The sequence below is a fragment of the Anaerolineales bacterium genome (genome assembly GCA_037382465.1).
In the GTDB taxonomy this organism is placed as follows: Bacteria; Chloroflexota; Anaerolineae; order Anaerolineales; family E44-bin32; genus WVZH01.
This window is the reverse complement of record JARRPX010000004.1, coordinates 196430-220557: the sequence shown is the minus strand read 5'-3', so window position 1 is coordinate 220557 and position 24128 is coordinate 196430. Positions and strand designations below refer to the sequence as shown.

General features: G+C 56.3%; 17 protein-coding genes. 12 read left to right on the top strand and 5 right to left on the bottom strand.

Going from position 1 to position 24128, the window contains the following annotated elements:
- Positions 1-25: 25 nt before the first annotated feature.
- From P8Z34_02915 to P8Z34_02900, 4 genes are read right to left on the bottom strand one after another with little or no spacing between them, the layout of a single operon-like run.
- Positions 26-1048: an electron transfer flavoprotein subunit alpha/FixB family protein gene (locus P8Z34_02915; protein ID MEJ2549616.1), complete on the bottom strand. Its 1023-nt coding sequence runs from the start codon at positions 1046-1048 to the stop codon at positions 26-28.
- Between the two features lie 57 nt (positions 1049-1105).
- Positions 1106-1999: an electron transfer flavoprotein subunit beta/FixA family protein gene (locus P8Z34_02910; GenBank protein MEJ2549615.1), complete on the bottom strand. Its 894-nt coding sequence runs from the start codon at positions 1997-1999 to the stop codon at positions 1106-1108.
- On the bottom strand, positions 1996-2664 hold the full coding sequence (locus P8Z34_02905; GenBank protein MEJ2549614.1) for a DNA-3-methyladenine glycosylase: 669 nt from the start codon (positions 2662-2664) through the stop codon (positions 1996-1998). Before P8Z34_02905 ends, P8Z34_02910 begins: the two co-directional genes overlap by 4 nt.
- Before the next feature lie 49 nt (positions 2665-2713).
- Positions 2714-3646: an NAD-dependent epimerase/dehydratase family protein gene (locus P8Z34_02900; protein ID MEJ2549613.1), complete on the bottom strand. Its 933-nt coding sequence runs from the start codon at positions 3644-3646 to the stop codon at positions 2714-2716.
- A gap of 106 nt (positions 3647-3752) precedes the next feature.
- Here P8Z34_02900 and P8Z34_02895 point away from each other — a divergent pair, with 106 nt between their 5' ends.
- The 12 genes from P8Z34_02895 (at position 3753) to P8Z34_02840 (ending at position 20771) form a co-directional block, all read left to right on the top strand.
- The gene (locus tag P8Z34_02895; GenBank protein ID MEJ2549612.1) at positions 3753-5036 is read left to right on the top strand and encodes a hypothetical protein; all 1284 of its coding nucleotides are present in this window, start codon (positions 3753-3755) and stop codon (positions 5034-5036) included.
- Positions 5037-5390: 354 nt separating this feature from the next.
- A complete protein-coding gene (locus P8Z34_02890; protein ID MEJ2549611.1) occupies positions 5391-6245 on the top strand; it encodes a substrate-binding domain-containing protein in 855 nt (284 codons plus the stop codon).
- A gap of 223 nt (positions 6246-6468) precedes the next feature.
- Entirely contained in the window at positions 6469-7518 is a 1050-nt protein-coding gene (locus P8Z34_02885; GenBank protein ID MEJ2549610.1) for an ABC transporter substrate-binding protein, read from the top strand.
- Entirely contained in the window at positions 7484-7870 is a 387-nt protein-coding gene (locus P8Z34_02880) for a hypothetical protein (protein ID MEJ2549609.1), read from the top strand. The genes P8Z34_02885 and P8Z34_02880 overlap by 35 nt, the downstream gene beginning before the upstream one ends.
- A gap of 118 nt (positions 7871-7988) precedes the next feature.
- Positions 7989-8963 (top strand): sugar ABC transporter permease, encoded by a 975-nt coding sequence (locus P8Z34_02875; GenBank protein ID MEJ2549608.1) that lies wholly within the window; start codon positions 7989-7991, stop codon positions 8961-8963.
- Between the two features lies 1 nt (position 8964).
- A complete protein-coding gene (locus P8Z34_02870) occupies positions 8965-9825 on the top strand; it encodes a carbohydrate ABC transporter permease (GenBank protein MEJ2549607.1) in 861 nt (286 codons plus the stop codon).
- A gap of 23 nt (positions 9826-9848) precedes the next feature.
- Positions 9849-12311, top strand: coding sequence for a glycosyl transferase (locus P8Z34_02865; protein MEJ2549606.1), 2463 nt, complete (start codon positions 9849-9851; stop codon positions 12309-12311).
- Positions 12312-12396: 85 nt separating this feature from the next.
- Positions 12397-14715 carry a glycoside hydrolase family 3 N-terminal domain-containing protein gene (locus P8Z34_02860; GenBank protein ID MEJ2549605.1) on the top strand — a complete coding sequence of 773 codons (2319 nt, stop codon included), beginning with the start codon at positions 12397-12399 and terminating at the stop codon, positions 14713-14715.
- A 146-nt stretch (positions 14716-14861) separates the two neighbouring features.
- Positions 14862-16028 (top strand): xylose isomerase, encoded by a 1167-nt coding sequence (gene xylA, locus P8Z34_02855; protein MEJ2549604.1) that lies wholly within the window; start codon positions 14862-14864, stop codon positions 16026-16028.
- Positions 16029-16129: 101 nt separating this feature from the next.
- Positions 16130-17635 carry a xylulokinase gene (xylB, locus tag P8Z34_02850; GenBank protein ID MEJ2549603.1) on the top strand — a complete coding sequence of 502 codons (1506 nt, stop codon included), beginning with the start codon at positions 16130-16132 and terminating at the stop codon, positions 17633-17635.
- 295 nt (positions 17636-17930) lie between these two features.
- Positions 17931-20150: a hypothetical protein gene (locus tag P8Z34_02845; protein MEJ2549602.1), complete on the top strand. Its 2220-nt coding sequence runs from the start codon at positions 17931-17933 to the stop codon at positions 20148-20150.
- Between the two features lie 27 nt (positions 20151-20177).
- The gene (locus P8Z34_02840) at positions 20178-20771 is read left to right on the top strand and encodes a glycerol-3-phosphate acyltransferase (GenBank protein MEJ2549601.1); all 594 of its coding nucleotides are present in this window, start codon (positions 20178-20180) and stop codon (positions 20769-20771) included.
- A 33-nt stretch (positions 20772-20804) separates the two neighbouring features.
- Here the strand turns inward: P8Z34_02840 and P8Z34_02835 are convergent, their stop codons facing one another.
- Positions 20805-24122: a transglycosylase domain-containing protein gene (locus P8Z34_02835; protein ID MEJ2549600.1), complete on the bottom strand. Its 3318-nt coding sequence runs from the start codon at positions 24120-24122 to the stop codon at positions 20805-20807.
- Positions 24123-24128: the final 6 nt, after the last annotated feature.

The following is a 24128-nucleotide window of genomic DNA, read 5'->3' as shown; positions in this document are numbered from 1 at the left end:
TTGGTTTACCCTATCTCGTTCTCGGTTATTTGGCTTTTTCGCGCAAGTTGCGAATAAGCAGCGGCAGGACTTCGGCGACGTCGCCGACGATTTTGTAATGTGCGACCTTGAAGATGGGCGCGTCCGGGTCGGTGTTGATGGCGACGATTTTGTTGGATTTGTCCATGCCCGTGCTGTGCTGAATGGCGCCCGAGATTCCGGCGGCGATGTACAAACGCGGGCGCACCGTGGTGCCGGTCTGTCCGATTTGATGTTCCCTGGAAACGAGGCCGGCGTCTACAGCGGCGCGCGAGGCGCCTACCTCTCCGCCCAGGATGTGCGCCAGTTCCTCGATCAGGTGAAATTCATCCACACCCTGCACCCCGCCGCCCGCGGCGACGATGATGGGTGCATCCTTCAGATTCACGCTCGGTTCGCGTATCTCCCGGCTCAGCACCTCGAGCGCAAAGTCGTTGGATTCGAAGCTGGGTTCGAAGTTATCGATTTCGCCTTTTCGGTTCGCATCGGGCGTGTTGGCCTGCATCACGCCCGGCCGTACGGTCGCCATTTGCGGTCGCGTCTTGGGATTGACGATCGTGGCAATGATGTTGCCGCCGAATGCGGGCCGAATCTGGTACAGCAAGTCTTTATATTCCTGCTTTTCCTTCTTCGAGGTGTAATCTCCAATTTGCAGATCGGTGCAGTCGGCAGTCAACCCCACCTGGACGGCGCTGGCGATGCGCGGCGCCAGGTCGCGCCCGAGCGGCGTGGCGCCGATGAGGAAGATGTACGGCTGATGTTGGCGGATCAAATCGATGGCCACGCGTGCGTATGGCAGGGTTCTGTAAAGGGCCAATTCGGGATGATCCACGACCAGCACTCGATCGGCGCCGTATTGAATCACGCTTTCGGCCAGCTTCTCGACCTGATGACCACACAACAAACCCCAGACTTGGCTTTGCAGGGTGGCCGCCAATTCCTGGCCCTTCGCCAGCAGCTCCAGACTCACGTCGCCGATCCGGTCTTCTTCCTGTTCGATATAAATCCAGATGTCTTTTGATTCTGTCATGCGTCTATCCTGTCGGAGAATACGAAGTTCGTTTCGTATCCCGGTTTTCCTTCGTCCTCAACCCACAACGTATTCTTTTACAAGTTCGTTGATCAACTCCTTGATGCCTTCCGGAGTCGCCGGTATCTCTTTGCTCTCGCCGCTTTCCAACACGACGAAATTCACCTTGTAAACCTGCGTGGGCGAACCGGCCAATCCCAACTGCGACTTATCGAGATCGAGGTCGTCTGCGCTCCAGACCGGGATCTTGAGGTTGTGCCCGCTCAGGTACTTTTCGAGGGCTTCTTCCGTCTCGAACTCCGGCCATTTTTCGAGCAGGCCGGGATATTCTGCCGGAACGGCGGCGAGTTTGTTGGCGATGCGCTTCCGCGCCGAAGCGGGGCGCGGTCGATTGGCGGACGAGACTACGGTGAGCAGGCAGGGTAGTTTGCATTTGACCAGTTCGCTGCCTAAATCGAACGCCCGCTGCACGACGATTTCGTCAGCTTCCAGGCTGACGATGGATTCGGCATACGTGATCTGGGGCAGTCCCAGCTTTTCCGCAACCTGCGGACCGACCTGCGCGGTATCGCCGTCGATCGCCTGGCGGCCGCAAAACACCAGATCGAAATTCCCTGCTTTTTCTACGGCGTATTTCAGCGTGTAGGACGTTGCCTGGGTGTCTGCGCCGGCGAACTCGCGGTCGGAGAGCAGTATCACGCGATCCACACCACGGTAGAGAGACTCGCGCAGGACTTCAGCAGCTTTGAGCGGTCCCATGGTCAGGACCGTGACCGTTCCGCCGTATTGTTCCCGAACCTGGAGCGCCATTTCCAACGCGTTCAGGTCCTCTGGATTGAAAATCGCCGGCAGGGCGCTGCGGTTCATGGTGCCCTTGGCCGTCATCACCTCGCCGCTGATGTTGCGCGTGTCGGGGACTTGCTTGACGAGCACGATGGATTGATACGTCATTCGTTCCTCCGCCTGGGGTTTTCGTTCGTTTCGTCGGATTGGACGGATTCGATACGGAAACGCCATGGAATGCTCTTCCATGGTTCTGGCACATTATTTAAACCCACTCGAGGCCCAACGGTCACGCTGAAATTTCCCGCAATCATGCCCTCTTCCACGAACAACTGCGATGTCGGCCGGCAGAGATCGTGGCCGTCGAAGCTGCGCTCGATCGACAATGCCTGGCATAATTTTGCCGGTCCATCCGTGAGTCCGAACTCGGAAGCCCGACCACGGCGGCGGCGCATGATGGGCCGGCCTTCCTGCGGCATGATGCCGCGAATCAAAACGGCGGCGGGAAAGCCATCCTCCTCGCAGACGAAATTGAGCATCCAATGCACGCCGTAGGTGAAATACACATAGCAATGCCCGGGCGGACCCCACATGGCGGCGTTGCGCTGGGTCTTCCCCGAGCGCGCGTGACAGCCGAGGTCGTCCGCGCCGATGTAGGCTTCGGTCTCGTTGATAATGCCGGAGAGGCGCACGTGCTGATCTTCCAGCTTCACCAGCCGTTTCCCGAGCAGCTCACGTGCGACCGTAAGCGTCGGGCGGTTGAAGAATGTACGCGGCAGTCTGCGTTTCGGACGGATGCGGTTCATGGTTGTCCGCCGGACTCGGTCGTCCATCGTGCTTCGAACCCCCTCGATCGTAAGGATCGAGCATGACCGGGGTATTTCATTCCGTGGACTGAAAACGAGGATCGAGTTCCACCATGCGCTTCAGGCCTTCTTCGAGTGTGACGCGCGGTTTGTAGCCCAATTTTTCCCGGGCGAGTCGTATGTCGGCGCACATGCGCGAAGGCCCCGGGTTCTGATCCTCTTTGTACATCCACTCGACTTGCTTTCCGGTGGTCTCGATGACGCGCTGCGCGATGCCGTTCATGCTCGTCTCGATTCCGCTGCCGATGTTGATCACCTGGCGGTCGACGGTCTGCGCGGTCGCGGCTGCGACCATCGCTTCGACCACGTCGTCGAGATATACGAAATCGCGCGTTTGTTCGCCGTCGCCGTAGATCACCAGCGTGCCGCCACGCACGGCCTGGCGGAGGAAATGCGGGATGACGGGTGGGTGAGTGGCCGGCAGGGGTTGTCCCGGGCCGTAGGCATTGAACACGCGCAGGGAGACCGTTTCGATTCCCCAGAGCGAACCGATCGTGCGCACGTAATGCTCTGCGGCCAATTTCGAGACGGCATAGGGCGAGCCCGGGTTCGGAGGGTCGTTTTCCGAAAGAGGTTGGTGGTCGTGGTCGCCGTAGACAGAACCGGAGGAGATGAACACGACGCGTTGAACGCCCACGTCACGCATCGCCTCCATGACGCTCACCGTGCCGCCGACGTTTACGTTGTTGTACTCACGTGGATAGAGGATGGATTCGGAAATAGATACCCTGGCGGCAAGGTGGTAAACGCAATCCACCCCTTGCAGCAAGGTCCACAACTTGGGCCTGTCGCTGACATCGCCGCGGGTGAAGAGCACGTTCGGATTCAGACGTTCGGGATCCCCTGCGGAGAGATCGTCGAGACCACGTACTTCATGATCTTCGCGGGCAAGTCGATTCGCGAGGGCCGATCCGAGGAAGCCGGCAGCACCGGTCACTAGAAAATTCATGATTCCACTGCGGGTTGAATCTCTTGCGTAGCGTCCAAGTCGGGGGATTATATCACATCGATATGAGTAACATTGACAGGCAAGAACGCGCTGGTAAGATGCAATTATGTCTGTGGTGATTTCCCTGCGCAACTTGAAAAGGTGGTTGGGGCGTCTTCTTGGGATGCTCCTTTTCTTCACGCTCGTCGCTGGCAGTACGCTGCAGCCCTTGAAGCCGAATCAGCGAGTACACATGTACACCCGAGATATCGAATTCAATTACATATCCTGGACGATCGATGCGCTGTTCGAGAAGGCCGAACAGATCGGGGTCGGCGCGACGGATTACCTGCCGGAAGGGGAGGCCACATCTTTCGTGCGCGCATACATGGATCAACTTGGAAAGGTGATGCAGATCGAGAATCAACTGGCGCTGCTCGCCTCCGATGAAAATCTCGCCGATCCGCAAGCGGATGCGGCCGAATTGATCCACGCACGCGACGCCCTGCGAGAACGCCTGGATCTTATGCAGCCCGTCGTCGAGGCGATCTTGCAGGAGCAGGTTGCCGTATCGATTGCTGAAGCGGGAATCGAGATTGGCGGCGTGCCTTTCCCCCCGGTCAACTTCCATTTTACCCGGCCCCCGATGGCGCTCATCCTGTCTCCCCGGGATGTCATCCGACAGGATGCCGACATCTCTCTGAATCCCTCCATAACGTTGGAAGAAGTGCAGACTCTCGAAACCCGGGTCGAACGGGAGTTGAACGTCTCTGCCCTGGTAGTGCCGATTGGTGGTGTGGGCATCTATCCGACGATGGTCAGCGAAAGCACATCATTGACCTGGATCACCGAGGTGATCGCGCACGAGTGGGTTCACAACTACCTCACCATCCATCCGCTTGGCCTGCGTTACTATTCGAGTCCCGAACTGCGCACGATGAACGAGACGACCGCCAGCATCCTGGGAAGCGAATTCGGCCTGCTCACGCTGGAGAAATATTACCCGGACCTCGTTCCAATGCCCGCGGCTGAAACAAGCCAGGAAGCGCAAAACGAAGAAAATCCAATGGCGTTTGACTTTCGTGCAGAGATGCGCGAGACGCGTCTGAAAGTCGATGCGCTCCTGTCGCAGGGACGCATCGAGGATGCGGAGGCCTACATGGAAGCGCGCCGTCAGTTCCTGTGGGAAAACGGCTACCACATCCGCCGCCTCAATCAGGCCTATTTCGCATTTTACGGGGCCTACGCCGATGAACCCGGTGGAGCGGCGGGAGATGATCCCGTCGGCGATGCGGTTCGCAGTTTGTGGCAGGTCCTCGCTTCACCCTCCCGGTTCCTCACGGCGATGGCCTGGCTGACGGACTTCCAGGATTTGCAGGAAACGCTTGCGGAAGTATCTCCGCAGAAATGAGACGGCGTTCCATTCCGTTCTGCAAATCGATTCCCGAACGCATGATTCCCCAAGGATTCGGCTTCGAATCGAATTCATGCTTGACAACCGGATAAAAATGTGCGAAATTATTGACGCATTCCGGTAACAATACCGGCACTGATACCGGAAGGTCACTTGGGGCAGGAAAAAGCGTATATGGGTCGACAACGAAAAACAGTCACCATTTACGACGTCGCCAAAGCGGCGGGAGTTTCTGTATCGACAGTTTCCCGAGTTTTAAACGATAAAGTTGATGTTGCAAGTGAAACACAAGAGCGTGTGCTCGCGGTTATCGATCAATTGGAGTACACCTCCAACTTGGCTGCTCGCAGTATGCGCAGCAGAAAAAAGAACTTGATCGGATTAGTTGTGCCAGACATTGGTTCTCCATATTCAATCGAGATCATGAAGGGCATCAATCGGGCGATTGCCGATTCGCCATTCGATTTGCTGGTTTACACTACGGGGGATGTTAAGAAGAGCGGTGCGGCTTCCCACGAGCAATACTACGTTTCGTTATTAAATAATTCCATCACCGACGGCGCCATCGTCGTGGCTTCAGCGGCTTCCGGTTTCGTTTCGGATGCGCCCATCGTCTCCGTAGATCCTCACGGGGATCCGATCAAAGGCGAACCGAGCTACCCATTCGTCCAGGGGACGAATTACCAGGGCGCCATCGAAGCGATGGAATATCTTCTGGGTCTGGGCCATACCCGGATCGGGTTCATCACCGGACGGCCGGAAATCGGCAGCGGACAGCGCCGCTTGAAGGGCTACAAGGACGCACTCGCAGACGCCGGAATTGAGATCGACGATCAATTGATCGTCTCGGGTGATTTCACCACCGAGAGCGGCTATGATTGTGGATTGGCCTTGCTTGAGTTGGAAAATCCACCCACGGCCATTTTTGCGGCCAACGATCAATCGGCGATCGGTGTGTTCAAGGCCGCAGAGGAACTGGGCCTCCGCATTCCGGAAGATTGTTCTATCGTAGGTTTCGACAATATTTCGGAAGCGAAGTATCTGGGACTGACGACGATCGATCAATGCCTGGAAAAAATGGGCTACATTGCCGTACAGATGCTGATCAAATTGATCGAAGATGAGTCACTCGAAGAATCGGTGTACAAGATGCCGACCAAGTTGGTCGAACGGACTTCATGCCACGGCCAGGCTGTACCCGCGTAGTGTGTGGCGTGTGACTTTTTACTTATAGATTTGCAAGATGTACAAATTTAATTAGAATATGGTTGGGAAGGAGGTGGTTGCAGAATAAATTGGTACGCATGGCAGAACTTTTCGTCGAAGCATTCATGAAACAAGGAAGCTCTGCCGCAATCGTGGGGTGATCGAAAGCTCCACAAAAGAAACGCATAACCAATAAGTTCGTCCTTAGAGGAGAAGAAAAAACATGCGTAAGTCACTTTTGTTGCTCATAAGCTTGCTAGTCATCGCGACGATGCTTCTGGCAGCTTGCGGCACCGCTACCACGGAAGCTCCAATGCAGGAGCCAGAAGAGGAAGGCGGACAAGCTGAGGAGCCCGAAGAGGAAATGCCCCCCAGCGAAACTGAAAAAACGGTGCTGAATGTATGGTCATTCACCAACGAAATCCGAACCATGGCGATCGCGTTCGAGGGTAGGCACCCCGAAGTGGACGTCGTCTACACCATGATCCCCATGACCAACGGTGAGTACCAGACGAAGCTGAAGGCAGCACTCGGGACCTCAGACATCCCCGACGTGGTTGCTTTGGAAGCTGCATTCGTGAAGGAATGGGTCGAGGCTGATTTCTTGGCCGATCTCAATGACCTGCTGCCGACAGCGGAAGCGGTTGAGACCTATCCGTCCGTCGTCGAAGTAGGGACGTACGGTGGCGTCGCCAAGGGCTTTTCCTATCAGGCGACCCCGGGTGGTTTCTTCTACCGCCGCAGCATCGCTGAGGAATGTCTGGGAACGCAAGATCCTGGCGAAGTTCAGGCAATGGTTTCCGATATGGACAAATTCCTCGAGGTCGCTGCAACGATCAAAGAATGCTCGAATGGCGACTACTACATGGTCGGCACTTCGGCCGCTTTGTTCAACCCCTACCTGCAGAATCGTTCACAGCCGTGGATCGTTGACGGTGAGCTGATCATCGACCCGATGGTCATCAAGTACATCCAGCTGGCGAAACTCATGCGCGATGAAGGCTATGAGTCACAGGCTGGTCAATGGTCCGAGGGATGGTTCGCTGGGATGAGCGACACCTTGGTGGACGCCGATGGCAACCCCAAGAGAATCTTCAGCTACTTCCTCCCGACCTGGGGTCTTCCCTACGTGTTGATCCCGAACTCGGGCGACACCGGTGGCGACTGGGCGTTGATCCCCGGCCCGATCCCCTACCAGTGGGGCGGCACCTGGGTAGGCGCGATGAAGAACAGCCCGAATGACCAATTGGGCTCTGGGTGTCTACACCAATGACTACCTGGCTGCCATTGATCCTGATGTTCCTGAAGATCAAGCACAGCCCGGTGGCGACTTCGTCTCCAGCCAGGTCGTCGTAAAGAAAATTACACCGGAGTTCGACTCTGGCGACATTTACGACTGGCTTGGCGGTCAGAACAACTACCGACAGTGGTCCGAAGCAGCACCCAACGTAAGTGGTGCCTTGCTGACCGGATCTGATGACGCCATTCAGCGCCCACTCGAGAGCGCTCGAGATGAATATCTCAGTGGCAACATCACCATCGACCAGATGTGGGAGCAGTGGCTTGAGCAAGTTCGCAACCTGTTCCCCGACCTGATTATTCCTGAACCTCCAACCATGGAGTAATCGGTAAGAAGCAAGTTGTGTGGGTCAGTGGGGGATCTCCCGCTGACCCACATTAATTTCTCGCTGCACCATCTATTTGAATTCGGACGATATGGAATAGGTATATGGAGGAATGGTTATGAGACTCCTCAGAATTCGAAGGAACAGCTACGGATATATCTTCATCGCACCCTTCATCATAGGATTTCTCGTCTTCGGGTTATATCCGTTGTACAACACCTTCGCACTCAGCTTTACCGATATGACCTTGATGAATGCGAGTTCGGCCAAGTATATCGGGTTGGACAATTTCAAGCGCCTGTTCGCCGACAATTTCTTCATGAAGGGTGTGACGAACACCTGGCTGCTATGGCTGCTTAACTTCATCCCTCAAATTGGCATCGCCTTGCTGCTGTCGGCATGGTTTACAAGTGCCAGGCTCAAGATCAAAGGCGTGGGACTGTGGCGAGCCCTGTTCTATCTGCCGAACTTGTTGATGCCTGCCACTATCGCGGCATTATTCTTCAGTTTGTTTCAATTTTACGGTCCTGTGAATCAGGCCATCGTCCAGCTCGGTTTCGTGGATGAAGCCGTGCACTTTCTGCAGAAAGTCTCAGTAGCCCGAGCCCTGGTGATATTCATCCAGTGGTGGATGTGGTTTGGTCAAACCACGATCATCATCATGGCCGGCATCGCTGCGATTCCCGTGCACCTGTATGAAGCGGCCATGGTCGATGGCGCCACAGGCACGCAGATGTTCAGGCGCATCACCATGCCCTTGCTGAAGCCGATCCTGACCTACGTCTTCGTTACTTCGCTCGTCGGCGGCATGCAAATGTTCGACATACCATTTCTGCTGACCGATCAGCGAGGCGGTCCCAGCAGCTCCATTATGACGAACAACATCCTCATGTACATGAAATTCTCGAGCAGCAAAGGCCACATCGGTGCAGCTTCGTCGGTTGGTGTGCTCGTGTTCATCATGACTACCGTTGTTGCACTGGGGATCTTCTACTTCATGAGGGAAAGAAAACTTCCATCGGCAAGGAAGAGGCAAGAGAAGACGTTACGCCCATTGCGGGCACAAATGGCTGAGTTGAAGGCACAGGAGTAGGATGATGATACGGACTTCTGCAGAGACTTCTAAGACTGGTTTATATATTTCGCGCGGGTTGATCTACGCGCTCCTGATTTTCCTTTTGCTCATTACCATCGTCCCCATCTGGATGTTGATTGTAAACGCGACCCGTTCCACGTTTGAAATCCAACAGGGCATCAGTTTTTGGCCGAGCACACACCTGATAGAAAACTACCGCCTACTGGGAAGTAAGGGAATCAACATCTTCAAGGGTTTCTCCAACAGTATGTTTGTGTCGATTACGACGACCCTCATCACGGTGTATTTTTCCTTTCTGACGGCGTATGCTCTGGTTGTATACGAGTTCAAAGGGAAGAAGTTCTTCAATAACTTCGTCATCGTGCTGGTTTTGATCCCGACCCAGCTTTCGATTATCGGTTTCTACCAATACATGTCCACGTTAGGACTGACCGATAATTATGCCTCCCTCATCTTGCCAACGATCGCAAACGCGGGCGGCGTGTTCTTCGCCAAGCAGTATTTCGAGTCGATGTTGATTCAGGACCTCATCGATGCGGCCCGGATCGATGGTGCCAGCGAAATCGGCATCTTTCACAGAATCATGATGCCGTTGGCAATTCCAGGTGCGGCTACCTTCGGTATCTTCGCCTTCGTTTTCGCCTGGAACAACTTTTTCAATGCGTTCATCCTGATCTCGTCCTTCGATAAATACACCTTGCCGATGCTGGTACAGACGCTGCGTGGTGATGTGTATCGAACGGAATACGGGGCCATCTATATCGGCCTTGCCATCACGATCGTACCCATCCTGATTGTCTACGCCCTTTTCTCGCGATATATCGTTAGCGGTATTGCCATGGGCGCGGTACGAGAATAAAACCATCATCACAGCGAGGTACCATGCGGTATGGCTATTTCGACGATGTTGAGCGCGAATATGTAATTACACAACCCGATACACCATTACCGTGGATCAACTACCTCGGTTCGCAAGCGTATTTCTGCCTCATTTCCAACACGGCAGGAGGCTACTCCTTTTACAAAGACGCCCGCTTGCGAAGGATATCAAGATATCGTTACAACAACGCGCCCCTGGACTGCAGTGGGCGCTACATCTATCTTCGGGATGATGGCGCCTCGGCAGCTCAAGCAGAAGCGTTATTCTGGTCGCCTTCGTGGCAGCCGACCCGCACGCCGCTGGATACATATGAATGCCGGCACGGCATGGGGTATACGATCATTCGTTCTTCACTGGCGCAGATCGAAGCCAGCACGCGTTACTTCGTCCCCCTGGGAGAGAACCTCGAAGTCTGGGAATTGAAACTCACCAACCACCGCACAGCGCGCGCGCAGTTGTCCGTATTTTCGTCCGTGGAGTTCAATTTGTGGGACGCCATGGATGACGCTACCAATTTTCAGCGCAACTACAACGTAGGTGAAGTGGAAGTGGCGGACGGGATCATCTATCACAAAACGGAATATCGCGAGCGACGGGATCATTTTGCTTACCTGGCGTGCTCCGAACCCATCGCTGGATTCGACACACAGCGAGAAGCTTTTTTAGGGCCTTATCGGGGTTACACTGCGCCTGTCGGGGTCGAGTCGGGTCGCTTATCCGATTCGATTGCCCACGGTTGGCAACCCATCGGGGCGCAGCACATCAAGGTCGAACTGCAAGCCGGTGAAAGCAAAACGATCGTTTTCTTGTTGGGATATCACGAGAATCCGCACGATGCTAAGTTTGATCCGCCCGAATCCCAGACCATCAACAAACGCCTGGTTTTACCAACCATTCAGAAGTATCTCCAGACGAAGCAGATCGAAGAGTCCTTTCAGGAACTACGCTCGTTCTGGGATGGTATGTTCGGCAAATTCCAGGTGACCACCCCGGATACGCATACGAACAGGATGGTCAATATCTGGAACGTATACCAGATGATGGTCACCTTCAATTTGTCGCGCTCGGCGTCTTACTTCGAATCGGGTATCGGGCGCGGCATGGGCTTTCGTGACTCCAACCAGGATTTACTTGGTTTCATGCACTTGCTGCCGGAACGCGCGCGTGAGCGTATACTGGATTTGGCGGCAACGCAGATGCCCACCGGTGGGGCGTATCACCAATACCAGCCTTTGACCAAACGCGGCAACAATGACGTCGGCAGCAACTTCAACGATGATCCCTTGTGGTTGATATTGTCGGTGGCGGCGTATCTCAAGGAGACCGGCGACTGGGAGATATTGGACGAAGCTGTGCCCTACGAAAATTTGTCCGGTACGGAAGAACCGATCTATGGTCATCTGCAGCGTTCGATTCAATACACCCTCGATCGTCTCGGTCCCCACGGCTTACCGCTCATCGGTCGTGCGGATTGGAACGACTGCTTGAACTTGAACTGCTTCTCCGAATCGCCGGGACAATCATTTCAGACCACAACCAACAAAGACGGCAAGGTGGCGGAGAGTGTTTTCATCGCCGGCCTTTTCGTCCTGGCTGCGCAAGAAATGCAGGCTATCGCCAATCATCGAGGCGACGCGGCCGATGAAAAGACCTATATCGAAGCGGCGGAGAAGATGGCGAAAGCAGTTTGGACCGCCGGCTGGGACGGCGAATGGTTCCGCCGCGCTTACGACGACATGGGACGGGTATTGGGATCGCGTGAAAACGATGAGGGACAGATTTTCATCGAGCCGCAGGGAATCTGCGTGATGGCCGGGCTGGGCCTGGAAGACGGTCGTGCGCTGCAAGCGCTGGATTCTGTCGCAGAACAACTCAAGACGCCGCACGGCATTGTGCTTCATCAGCCGGCGTTCACCAGATACTATCTGCACCTGGGGGAGATATCGTCGTATCCCCCTGGATATAAGGAGAACGCTGGCGTTTTTTGCCATGCAAACCCATGGATCATGATAGCCGAAACCATGGCGGGGCGTGGAGACGATGCGTACGAATATTATCTGTTGATCAATCCATCCGCGCGGGAAGAAATAAGTGAAGTGCACAGATGTGAACCTTATGTATACGCTCAAATGATCGCCGGCAAGGATGCGCCGACTCACGGCGAAGCAAAGAATTCCTGGTTGACAGGCACAGCCGCCTGGAATTACGTCGCCATCACACAGTGGATTCTCGGCATCCGGCCAACGTACGCCGGCCTCGAAATCGACCCGGTTCTACCCTCGGATTGGGATGGTTTCGAGGCGGTTCGATATTATCGAGGCGTGCGTTATCGGATCAAAATCGAGCGGCACGGATCGGGAAGCAATGTTCGCCTCGAAGTCAATGGAAGTCCCATTGACGGACGCATCATTCCCTTGCCCGGAGATAAAACCAGAGAACTTGAGGTACTCGTTAGCTTGGGGTAGGGTGGACGACAACGAAAAGGGATCTCACTGATTTTCTTTGATTGGTAATAACTGAATTGTACCGTCTATGTCGCTGAGGAGTTCAATGGCATCACTCAAACAACGTATCGATGATCTGGTTTCACAGATGAATCTGGATGAAAAAATCTCCCAGATGGGTTCTTGTTGGATGTATGAATTACAAACACAGGGGCAGATCGACGAGGAGAAGATTGCCGCTCGACTCGGCAGCGGTATTGGGCAAATCACTCGCGTCGCTGGTGCATCCACACTCGATCCCGTGTCTGCCGCCAAGACCGTCAATCGTTTGCAGAAGTATTTGCTCGATAAAACCCGCCTCGGAATTCCGGCCATCGTCCATGAGGAGTGCTGCTCGGGAGCGATGGTCCTCGGCGGTACGATGTTTCCTCAGATGATCGGTCTGGCGTCGACATTCCGTCCGGCTCTGGCGAAAGCCATGACCGAGGCGATCCGGCAACAACTACTTGCCATCGGTGCCAGGCAAGCTCTCGCGCCGGTCTTGGATATCGCCCGAGATTCCCGCTGGGGACGTGTGGAAGAGACTTTTGGCGAAGATCCCATGTTGGTCAGCCACTTTGGTGTGGCCTACATCGAAGGATTGCAGAACGAATCGCTGGCTGAAGGTGTGATGGCCACCGGTAAACACTTTATCGGGCACAGCAACTCGCAGGGTGGTTTGAACTGCGCACCCGTCCATATGGGGTTTCAAGAAGTCTACGAGGTGTTTCTGGCGCCGTTCCAGGCCGCAATCCGAGACGCCGGGCTTGCCACGATGATGAACGCTTATCCCGAATTGGATGGAGTCGTCGTAGCGGCCTCGCATCAGATTCTGACCGACATGCTGCGCGGGGAGTTGGGTTTCGATGGCTTGCTCGTTTCGGATTACGAAGCGATCGAGATGATTCATAATTTTCACTTCGCAGCAGCGGATGAATCCACAGCGGCCAGCCTGGCACTCGCGGCTGGAATCGATGTCGAACTGCCAACGACCGTTTGCTACGGGGATCCGCTGAAGACGGCTCTCGATGAAGGCAAGATCACCATGGACATGATCGACCGTTCGGTGTGTCGTCACTTGCAAAAGAAATTCGAACTCGGCCTTTTCGAAAATCCCTACGTGGACGAAGGCGCGGTACTCGAATGCTACGAGACGGATGCCAATCGCAGCCTCGCACGTCAGATTGCCCACGAGAGCATGGTTTTGTTGAAGAACGACGGCGTATTGCCGTTGGGAAAGACGATCAAGACGCTGGCCGTCATCGGACCGAACGCCCATGAAGGGAGGAACCAGCTTGGCGATTACTCCTACGCGGCGATGAAGGATATGATGGCGTTTGTTCCACAGGAAGACTCGTCCTTCATCGATGTGAACGAAGCGGAGTTCGCTCGACACGATATAAAGATCCCGTCTATTCTCGAGGGCATACAAGCCCTGGTTTCGCCGGAAACCGAAGTGCGCTACGCCAGGGGTTGTGACAACCTCGATCCGGATACTTCAGGTTTGCCGGAAGCGCTCGAGGCCGCAAAGGATGCAGATGCGGTCATCCTCGTACTCGGCGATCGTTCGGGGATGACGCCGCTGTGCACTTCCGGTGAAACACGCGATAGCGCTGATTTATTGCTGCCGGGAGTTCAACGGGATCTCGCCGAAGCGATCCTGGAAAACGGCCAGCAGGTCGTCGTGGTGTTGGTCAACGGCCGCCCATACGCCATTCCCCGGATCGCAGAGAACGCGAATGCCATCCTCGAGGCCTGGCTTCCTGGGGAGGAGGGCGGCCCGGCTGTGGCCGATGTGCTTTTCGGAGATTTCAATCCTGGCGGGAAACTCCCCATCACTTTTCCCCGCTCGGTGGGTCAGCTGCCGTTGTTTTACAACCGCAAACCGTCGGGAACGCGCTCCCACTGGTATGGAGATTACGTTTCCGAGACGACCGATCCTTTGTATCCCTTTGGACACGGCCTGAGCTATACGTCCTTTGTGTACAGCAATTTGTCGATCTCCAAAGCGCAGGTGAAAGCGGGAGAAGTGCTGGATATATCTCTTCACGTTAAAAACACGGGTCCGCTGGATGGGGATGAAGTCATCCAACTCTACGTCCACGACGAGTATGCCAGTACGCCGCGGCCGGTGAAAGAGCTCAAGGGCTACGTAAGGCAGAATCTAAAATCCGGTGAAGAGAAGAAAGTCATCTTTCACCTGCAGGCCGATCAACTGGCGTTTTACGATAACGATCTGCAGCTGGTACTCGAATCCGGCCCGGTTCAGATCATGCTGGGAAGTTCTTCCGACGACATCCACTTAAGCGGCCGCGTTGAGATCGTTGGAGAGGACAGTACGCCCATCCAGCAGCGCATGATGAATTGCCCGGTCACTGTCGAGTGAACGACCCGCTGCAACGAGGTGATCCTAAACACGGCATCAGGCAGTGAATTCTGCCGGGTGCCGTCAGATACTCCATCGTTCCAAGGACGGCGAAGCCGAAAGTATAATTGAAACTTCAATACCCTACTAATGAAGGAGATAATCCAATGAGTACATATGATCCGAAGCCTGAACACAAATTTACCTTTGGCTTATGGACGGTAGGCAACATCGGACGCGATCCCTTTGGCGCACCGACCCGCGAGCCAAAAACACCGGTTGAATTGGTCCATTTGCTGGCAGAGGTGGGCGCCTATGGGGTCAATTTCCATGACAACGATCTGGTTCCCATCGATGCTACCCCGGCCGAGCGCGATCGCATCGTTGCCGATTTCAAAAAGGCTCTCGATGAGACCGGCATCGTCGTGCCCATGGCCACGACGAACCGGTTTGGCGATCCGATCTTCAAAGACGGTGCTTTCAGTTCGAACGATCCCAAGGTACGCGCATATGCACTCCAAAAAACAATGAATGCGATTGACCTGGGCGTCGAACTCGGGGCGAAATTCTACGTTTTCTGGGGCGGACGGGAAGGCACCGAAACGGACGCCGCCAAGGATCCGGTGGTGGCGATCAAGCGTACCCGGGAAGCGATGAACTTCCTCTGCGAGTACGTCTTGGATCAAAAATACGACCTGAAGTTCGCTCTGGAAGCCAAGCCCAATGAACCGCGAGGCGATATCTATAATTCGACCACGGGTCACATGTTGGCTTTCATCGGAACCCTGGATCATCCCGAAATGGTCGGGGTAAATCCAGAGGTGGCTCACGAACACATGGCGGGTTTGAATTTCACCCACGGCGTGGCCCAGGCCCTGGAATCGGGAAAATTGTTCCACATCGATCTCAACGATCAGGCATTCGGCCGATACGATCAAGATTTCCGTTTCGGTGCGGTCAACCTTAAGAGCGCCTTCTTCCTGGTCAGGCTGCTCGAGGATTACGGCTATGCGGGCAGCCGTCACTTCGACGCACACGCCTACCGCACGGAAGATTATGAGGGCGTCAAGGATTTTGCCCGTGGCTGTATGCGCACCTATCTGATCTTGAAGGAAAAAGCCGAACAGTTCAATAAGGACAAAGAGATCCAGGATTTACTGGCGGAAATTAATCGAGACAGCGGTGAAATGAAAGCTTTCACCGGCGCCTATTCGGCCCAAAAAGCGAACGATCTGAAAGCGTATTCGTTTGACCGGCAGGGTTTGGCCGCACGCGGGATGCAGTACGAGCGTTTGGACCAACTCGTCGTCGAACTGTTGTTGGGTGTTCGCTGAGCGAAGACGATCGATTACATCTCCTTGATCGCCGATCGAGGGGAGACACAACGTACATCGCAGATTGAAAACAGGTCGCATATGGTGGCTGCACCATTGCTTTGTATCGCCAGCGATCCGTAATTCGAATCTTTTACGGCACGGCTACCAAAACCCTGTTGATGGACGAAGATGGGCAGATCGTCGCGGTGACTTCTTCCGAATACACATTTCAGGTACCGCACCCACTCTGGAGCGAGCAGGAAGCCGGGTTGTGGTGGGATGCGACGGTCAAAAGCATCCGCAAAGCACTACAGGAATCGGGCGTCGATGGGGATGCGGTGAAGGGAATCGGCCTTACAGGACAAATGCATGGTCTCGTGCTGCTGGATAAAAATGGTGAGGTCTTGCGGCCGGCGATCTTGTGGAACGACCAGCGAACCGGTGCACAATGTGATGAGATCCGGGCACGGTTGGGCAAAGCGAAGCTGATCGAGATCACCGGGAATGATGCACTGCCCGGATTTACCGCACCGAAAATCCTCTGGGTGCAGGAAGAAGAGCCGGAGATTTATGAGAAGGTCGCCAAGATCCTGCTCCCCAAAGACTACGTGCGTTACAAATTGACGGGCGCGTACGCCATCGATCGGGCCGGAGGTGCCGGCACGCTGTTGTTCGATATTCGCAAGCGAACCTGGTCCCCTGAAGTTGCGGACGCACTGGGCATCGACCTCGAGTGGCTGCCTCCCACGTTTGAAGGGACGGACATCACGGGCCGGGTGTCCAGGGAAGCCGCAGAAGCGACGGGTTTGAAGGAAGGAACTCCCGTGATGGCCGGCGGCGGCGATCAGGCAGCGGCTGCCGTTGGTACCGGCGCGGTGGTCGAGGGAATCATGTCGCTCAGCCTGGGCACGTCCGGGGTCGTTTTCGCCACGACGGACGAAGTCGTGATCGAACCGGAAGGACGGTTGCATTCATTTTGTCACTCCGTACCCGGGAAGTGGCACTTGATGGGTGTCATGTTGTCCGCCGCGGGAAGTCTGCGCTGGCATCGAGACACCTTCGCGCCGGGCCAGGACTTTGATTCGTTCGTTCAACCTGCTGCGGACGTTCCTGCCGGATCGGAGGGGCTGGTTTTCTTGCCCTATCTGACAGGAGAGCGGACACCGTATTCTGACCCCTTGGCCAGAGCTTCGTTCGTCGGATTGACCGTTCGCCATACCCTACCGCACATGACCCGGTCGGTGTTGGAGGGAGTGTCTTTCGGGCTGCGCGACAGCCTGGAGCTGATGAAAGGTGCCGGTTTGACGGACGTCAACCAGATACGCGCCACCGGCGGCGGGGCCAAGAGCGCACTTTGGCGTCAGATCCTTGCGGACGTATTAGGCGTCGAAATCGTGACGGTTAATTCGAGAGAGGGTGCGGCATACGGCGCCGCATTGATCGCCGCTACGGGAGCCGGAGCCTTCAGCGATCTTGAAACGGCTTGCAAATCCGTGGTGCACATCACGGGGCAAACCGCGCCGTCCGATGCGCAGGACGTGTATGCAGCCTTGTATCCGATTTACCGGGGTCTGTATCCCGCTTTGAAACCCAGCTTCGATGCCTTGTCTTCTTTCGATGGTTGATGGGTGATTCGGCTGGCCGCGCGTAAATTCGGTCCGTGGATCGTTTCAGGAAACTGCGAAAACTTCGTTCGAATCTCTGAATAGCATTTCGTTCGTATATACTGCTATGCGCCCATTCCATAAATACGGACCTGAGGGAGAAGGTGCCGGGATGGATTTGGGATTCTGTTGATTGGCCCATCCGACAGATAACCCTTTCCAACTTATTCCCTGTGTTTGCACCGAAGGACGTGTGCAATGGGAACGGATGAGTTGGATTTATTCTTTCGTCCTCGTATAGCGTATACTGGTAAGGATGGACTTAACGTACCCCGTTGGCACGGCGCCGCTTCATCCTTTCCCACTCGCAAGGTTTCTGCCTCCACTCGAGGAGGGCAGCGTTCGCCGTGTCATCGAAGAACGTCAATGGCAAAACCGCTTGATCCTGGATCCTTTTGGCGTCTCTCCGCTCCTGGCGATTGAGGCTGCACGCACAGGAAACGCCGTCGTGGCAGCGGTCAACAATCCGATCACACGCTTCGTCTTGAAACACGCCCTCGTTCCATTCCGCTTGCATGAATTACAGGCCGCGTTGGCCCGCCTGGCTGCGACCCCCAAGAACGGGGGTCGACTGGAGTTGTTTTTACTCGACCTGTACCAGACCGAGTGTTCCCGCTGCGGTGCCCCCGCGATCGCCGATTATTTTGTCTGGGATCGGGAGCTGGACCAACCGACGCACAAAGTCTTCTCTTGCGAGCGGTGCAATTTTTCGGGCGAAAGTGCAACAAGCGCTGCGGATTGGGAACGGGCGGAAGGTTTCACGCAGCGCAGTCTGCAGCATGCACTGGCTTTGGAACAGGTTGCCTCCAAGGGCGATCCGGATCGGGATCATGCGCGGGCTGCCTTGTCCGTCTACCCTGCAAGAGCATTGTATGCCCTCATCACTTTGATGACCAAAATCGCGCAGGTATCCTGGGAGCCGAGGCTGTACGAAGCGGCGCAGGCGCTGCTGCTTTCCGCCTTCGATCAAGCGAACGCCTTATGGGGCTATCCGGAAGGACGCTCGCGGCCGCGCCAGTTAAGCGCTTCTCCACATTACCGTGAAATTAACGTGTGGCGCGCCCTGGAAGATGCCGTCCCCGTCTGGGCGATGGAGGACCCGGGAGTCAAATCCATGAAATGGACGGAAGGATCGCTTCCGGAACCAGGCGCCGTTGCGGTATTCTCCGGCCCGCTGCGCGATTTGATGCAGACGTTCCCCAAAGAACGCGAAGCATTCGTGCTCACCGTGCTGCCGCGGCCCAATCAGGCGTTTTGGACCTTGTGTGCTTTGTGGGCGGCGTGGCTGTGGGGTCGCGATTCGGCCGCACCGATCCGCATGGCGCTGCGGCGCCGGCGTTACGATTGGGCCTGGCATGCTGGTGCGCTGCGCACGGTCTTGTCGAAGTTGCACACCTGGTACAAACAAGACCAGGCGTTGCTCGCGTTCATACCGGAGGCGGAGCCTGGGTTCACGGCAGCGGCACTCGCCAGCCTGGATGGGGTGGGTTTTCAACTCGAAGGGTGTGCGATCCGCGGCGATGAGGGGCAAGCTTTCTTCCAATGGACGAAATCCAGGCTGAATCGAAAGCAGATTCCTGCTGGGCTGCCGCCTTCACTCATCGACGCTGCGCGTGAATTCTTGAAACGGCGGGGCGAACCGGTCCCGTTCTCGTTGGTGCATGCGGCCGTATGGTGCCGTCTTGCCGAAGAGCGCAGGCTGGCCCGGATTTGGGAACACGAAGACGGACATCCATTATCGATCGTCGCCGAGGCTCTCGAGAAAGCTTTGGTCGACACGCGCTACTTCCAACACCTCGGCAAAGGCTTGGAGCTCGAAAGCGGGCAGTATTGGCTGGTCGACGCCCGCGAGGCCGCAGCGCCGCTCGCGGACCGGGTGGAAGAACTGGTGCTGGACATCTTGCGGTCCGGGGATGTGATTCCGGAACTCGAAATCGACCAACGCGTGTGTGAGGCGTCGCCCGGATTGATGACACCGGATCGGGGACTCGTTCGGGCGTGCATTAAGTCCTATGCGCTCGAGCAGGACGACGCCGGGTTGTGGTCCTTACGGACGGAAGATCAGCTCGATGAACGTCAGGCAGACTGCGAAGAGATCAAGCGTTTGCTGGTTGATATGGGAAACAGGCTGGGGTTTTCCGTTCAGCAGGAGAATACGATCATCTGGCGCGACGCGCAGGACGCGCCAGTTTACGACTTCGTGGTCATGGCAACGGCCGCCATCGGCACAGTGCTGCATGACCATGCTGCACGTTCGTTCACCTTCGTGATGCCCGGCGGGCGTGCCTCTCTGGTGACTGAAAAAGCGCGCAGGGATTACAACCTGCGGGCGTGGCTTGAAGAAGGTTTGCGCGTGGTGAAATTCAGGCACGTTCGCAGACTGGCGGGGGAAGCGACTCTGACTCGAGCGAACCTGCCGGAGCGTATGGGGATCGACCCACCGGGGTACCACGATCCGCAGCTGCCTCTGTTGTAAATTTCTCACGATACAGGAGATGAATCCATGGAGCATGTTTTCCGCTTCCTGGCGATCGGAGCCGGCGCCTACCTGTTGGGTTCGATTCCCTTTGCGATCTTGATCACCCGTTGGCGGGCCGGCATCGACGTGCGCGAGGTGGGATCGGGGCACGCAACGGCAACGAACACCATGCGCGCGGCAGGCTGGCCGGCGGGAATCGCGGTCATGCTGCTCGATGCGGCAAAAGGGTTCGGGGCGGTCTGGCTGGCGCGGCGTTTCGCCGAATTTGGCTGGGAACCGGCTCTCGCCGCGGGATTGGTCGTCGTCGGACACTGCTGGCCGGTTTTTGCGGGATTTCGCGGGGGCATGGGCGTGGCCAGCGGCGCCGGAACGTTGTTGGCCACGTGGCCGCTGGGGTTGGTGCTGGCGATTGGATTGGGGGCAGCCTGCCAATTGCTCATCAGGCACTCGGCGCGAGGGAACATCCTGACGGGTTTGCTGATCGGACCATTGTGGCTGATTTTTGGCGCTTCAGGCGCAGATCTGTTGTTGGCTATCGTTGTCGGCGTACTTATCGCGTATCGTGGTCGGTTGGATTGGAATCGCGAATATCGCGAGTTGTGGTGGGATCGGGAGTAAAGTTATTGTCGCTGATGATATGTTATTGATCGATTAGGGAGGAGTGAGGGTCGCCGTATCGGTCGGTGATGGGGTTGGAGTCGCTGTCGACGTTGATGTGGACGTCGATGTTGACGTTTGTGTTGATGTGGGCGGGTTCGTAGAAGTCGGCGCCGTGGTTTGGGTCGCCGTGGGAGATGGTGACGAAGTAGTGGTTTCCGTAGGGGTGGGAGTCGGCGTCGCCGTGGGTTTGACGCGATCGATGGTGAGATGTATGCGGACTTCTGCGACGCCTCCTTCGGTGCTGAAGATCCTCAAACGCAGCGTGATCGTTCCGCCATAAATATCACCGAGATCGAGTTTCCCCAATTTCACGGGATCCGGGTGCTGGCTTTCGCCGCGTTCGATCCTCGTCCAGGCAACGGGGTCCGAACGCTTGCCGAAATCCAGGACCCAGCGATCGAAATCCGCCGTCGCACCGGCAGCGCCGAAGATCTCCAGCGTATCACTGGTGATCGTATCGCCTTCATCAGGCTGCGTGATGCTCAAGATTGGCCGAGGGCTGTCTTCGCTGCAGGATTCCTGAGGCACGAAATAGATTTCGTCTTCGTCGAAGCCCATGTTTTCGGCCCAGTCTTTTCCCTTGGAGTCATTCTTGATCCATTCCTGCGCCCAGGGATCGGTGACGTTCAGACCCATTTTTTCAACGGCGTATTCCGGGCACTCGGCGGACGCCAGTAAGAGCGAGTAGCTGTCGAGCCAGACCTCACGCCAGAGGTCCTGTTCCTTGGGAAGCGGGGGTTGATCCCAGGCGAAAATTTCCGTGCGTTGCTTCGGGCACCATTCCGAGGGAAGCGTTCCCGAGATGGTGCAAATGACGTAGTCTTCGATGCCGGGCGGCATGATGAAGGGGGAGGGGTGGTCCTGCGTGAGATCGTGAACGGCCACCTGCATGAACTCGTTCCAGATCGGCGCAGCGCCGGTCAGTCCCGACGTGCCTTCCATGGGGGTGTAATCGGCATTCCCGACCCACACTCCGATGGCGATGTCCGGGGTGTAGCCCAACGTCCAGTTGTCGCGGAAATCGTTGGTCGTGCCGGTCTTGGCTGCGACCTGAAAAGGAAGGTTGAGCAGCGAGTTCGGGCCGAAGGCCGGCGTGCGTGCAGCGTTATCGGAAAGGATCGACGAGATCAAGTAGGCGTGCTCCGGGCGAATGACCTGTTCTCCCTGGGGTGGTTGATATTCATACACCACCTCGCCGCTGGAATCCTCGATGCGCAGGATCCCCGTGGGCGGCACGCGCACGCCGTAGTTGGCGAAAGTGGCGTAAGCGCTCGTGAGTTCCAACAGCGTAACGTCGCCGCCGCCCAACGTCAGGGAAAGACCGTAATCGTCCCGCGTGAGTGTCGTTATCCCCAAACGGCGGGCAAACGCGATCAAGCCCTCTTCTTCGGGGGTTTCCGGATCGTCGAAGATGCCTACGAAATTCAGGGTTTTCACGGCGGGGACGTTGTAGGAATTCGCCAGTGCCGTGCGTGCGGTAACCGGACCATGGAAGCGTTCGTCGTAGTTCACCGGTTCATAGGGCGGACGGGGATCGTTGGGGTTGCCGGACGGAGGAAACTCAGATGGTACGTCCCAGATGAGCGTCGCCGGAGTCCAGCCTTTTTCGAACGCCGCGGTGTAGGTGAGCGGTTTTATCGAGGAACCGGGTTGGCGGGGCCGAACGGCCATGTTGATCTGGCCGTCGTTGGCCTGGTAATCCGCCGATCCGACCATGGCCAGGATTTCACCCGTGCTGGGTTCGATGGCGACCAATGCGCCGTTCGTAACTCGGCGGTCGGTAAGCGATTCCACCTGCTCGGAGACGATCTGTTGGGCTTGTTCCTGAAGCCCCGGATCCAGCGTCGTGTACACCGAGAACCCGGAGCGGTAGATCGTTTGCGCGTCGTAAAGGTTTTCCAGTTCCGAGCGGACGAAATTCACCCAATGCGGGAAGCGGATGGTGATGTCCGGCGAATGGAATTCGTAGTTGGTGATTTCCGCAGCGGCCCTGCCGGCGTCTTCCGCGGTGACGCAAATCGGCTGCGGGGAATTGCTCACATAAATACAACCCTGCTCCACGCTGGCTTCGACCATCAAGACCAGGACCTGCTGCTGGCGGTTGAGAGTCACATTGCGATTGGTGAAAACGTCGTAGACGGAAGGCGCCTGTACGAGGCCGGCCAAAAACGACGCTTGTGTCAGGGTAAGTTTGTCGGCGGTGGTGTTGAAATAGGTTTCGGCTGCGGCTTCAACGCCGTATGCCAGATTGCCGAAATAGGCCTGATTCAAATAAAGTTCGAGAATTTCTTCCTTGCTGTAACGCCGGGTCACTTCTGCGGCGAGCAGGATTTCACGTGTTTTTCTGCGCGCGGTGATTTGCGAACGTTCTTCCGGAGTAAAGAGCAAGTTGCGCGCAATCTGCTGGGTTATCGTCGATGCGCCGGAAACGACCTCTCCCGATTGATAATTCTGGACGAGCGCACGGATGATTCCCAGGGGATCGAAGCCGGGATTGCTGTAGAACTGGGCGTCTTCTGTGGCGATGATGGCGGCCACCATGAAAGGCGAAATGTCTTCGAGGGGCACGTAGGTGCGCCGTCCTGCCTGCGGATCGAGGATCTCGTAAAGCAGATTACCCTGCCTGTCGAAAATCCTGGTGGTCTCGAACTGCGCCGCGTTGGCTTGCAGATCCTCTACGGAGGGCAGCGTGGCTGCAAGTGCATAATATTGGTAGAGCCCAAATGAAACGACGCCGATCAGCACTGCGATCAATGCGAAGGCTGCAAATATGGTCATGCGCAGCAGACAGCCGCCGCAGCCTGTGAAAAAGCCGGAAGGTTTCGTCTCGCCGCCCGTTTGCACAGGTTGGGACGAATCGGGGGGTGCGATGAATGCGGCATTACTTACGCTCGTCGCTTCGAGATCGCGTTCCGGCACGCGCTGGGGAAGCTGCGACTCGTCTCCCGCCGCAGGCGGCGTCGGTGTTATTGAACGCATGTATTCCGACGGGTCTTCCGCATTTGCCTGGAATGCCAATTCGGGCTGATCTGCCAAGTCAGGCGCGGCGTCGAGTTCGAGTTGAAACTCGATCTGCTCTTCCGATTCCGCGGGGTTTTGCGTCGGGACATCGTTTTGCTGGATGTCCGCTTCCTCTTCCTCACCCTGCAGTAATCTGCGGAGAAGTTGATGGTGTTCAGCCTGTGGCTCGTCCGCGCTCGATGGTGGCACACCGCCTTCGTTGGCGGGTGCCTCATCTCCTGCGCTTGTTTGATACTCCGAGCTCTCGTCGCCGCGAAGCTCGGGATCTGCATCCTTGTTTTGTTCCATCAGAGA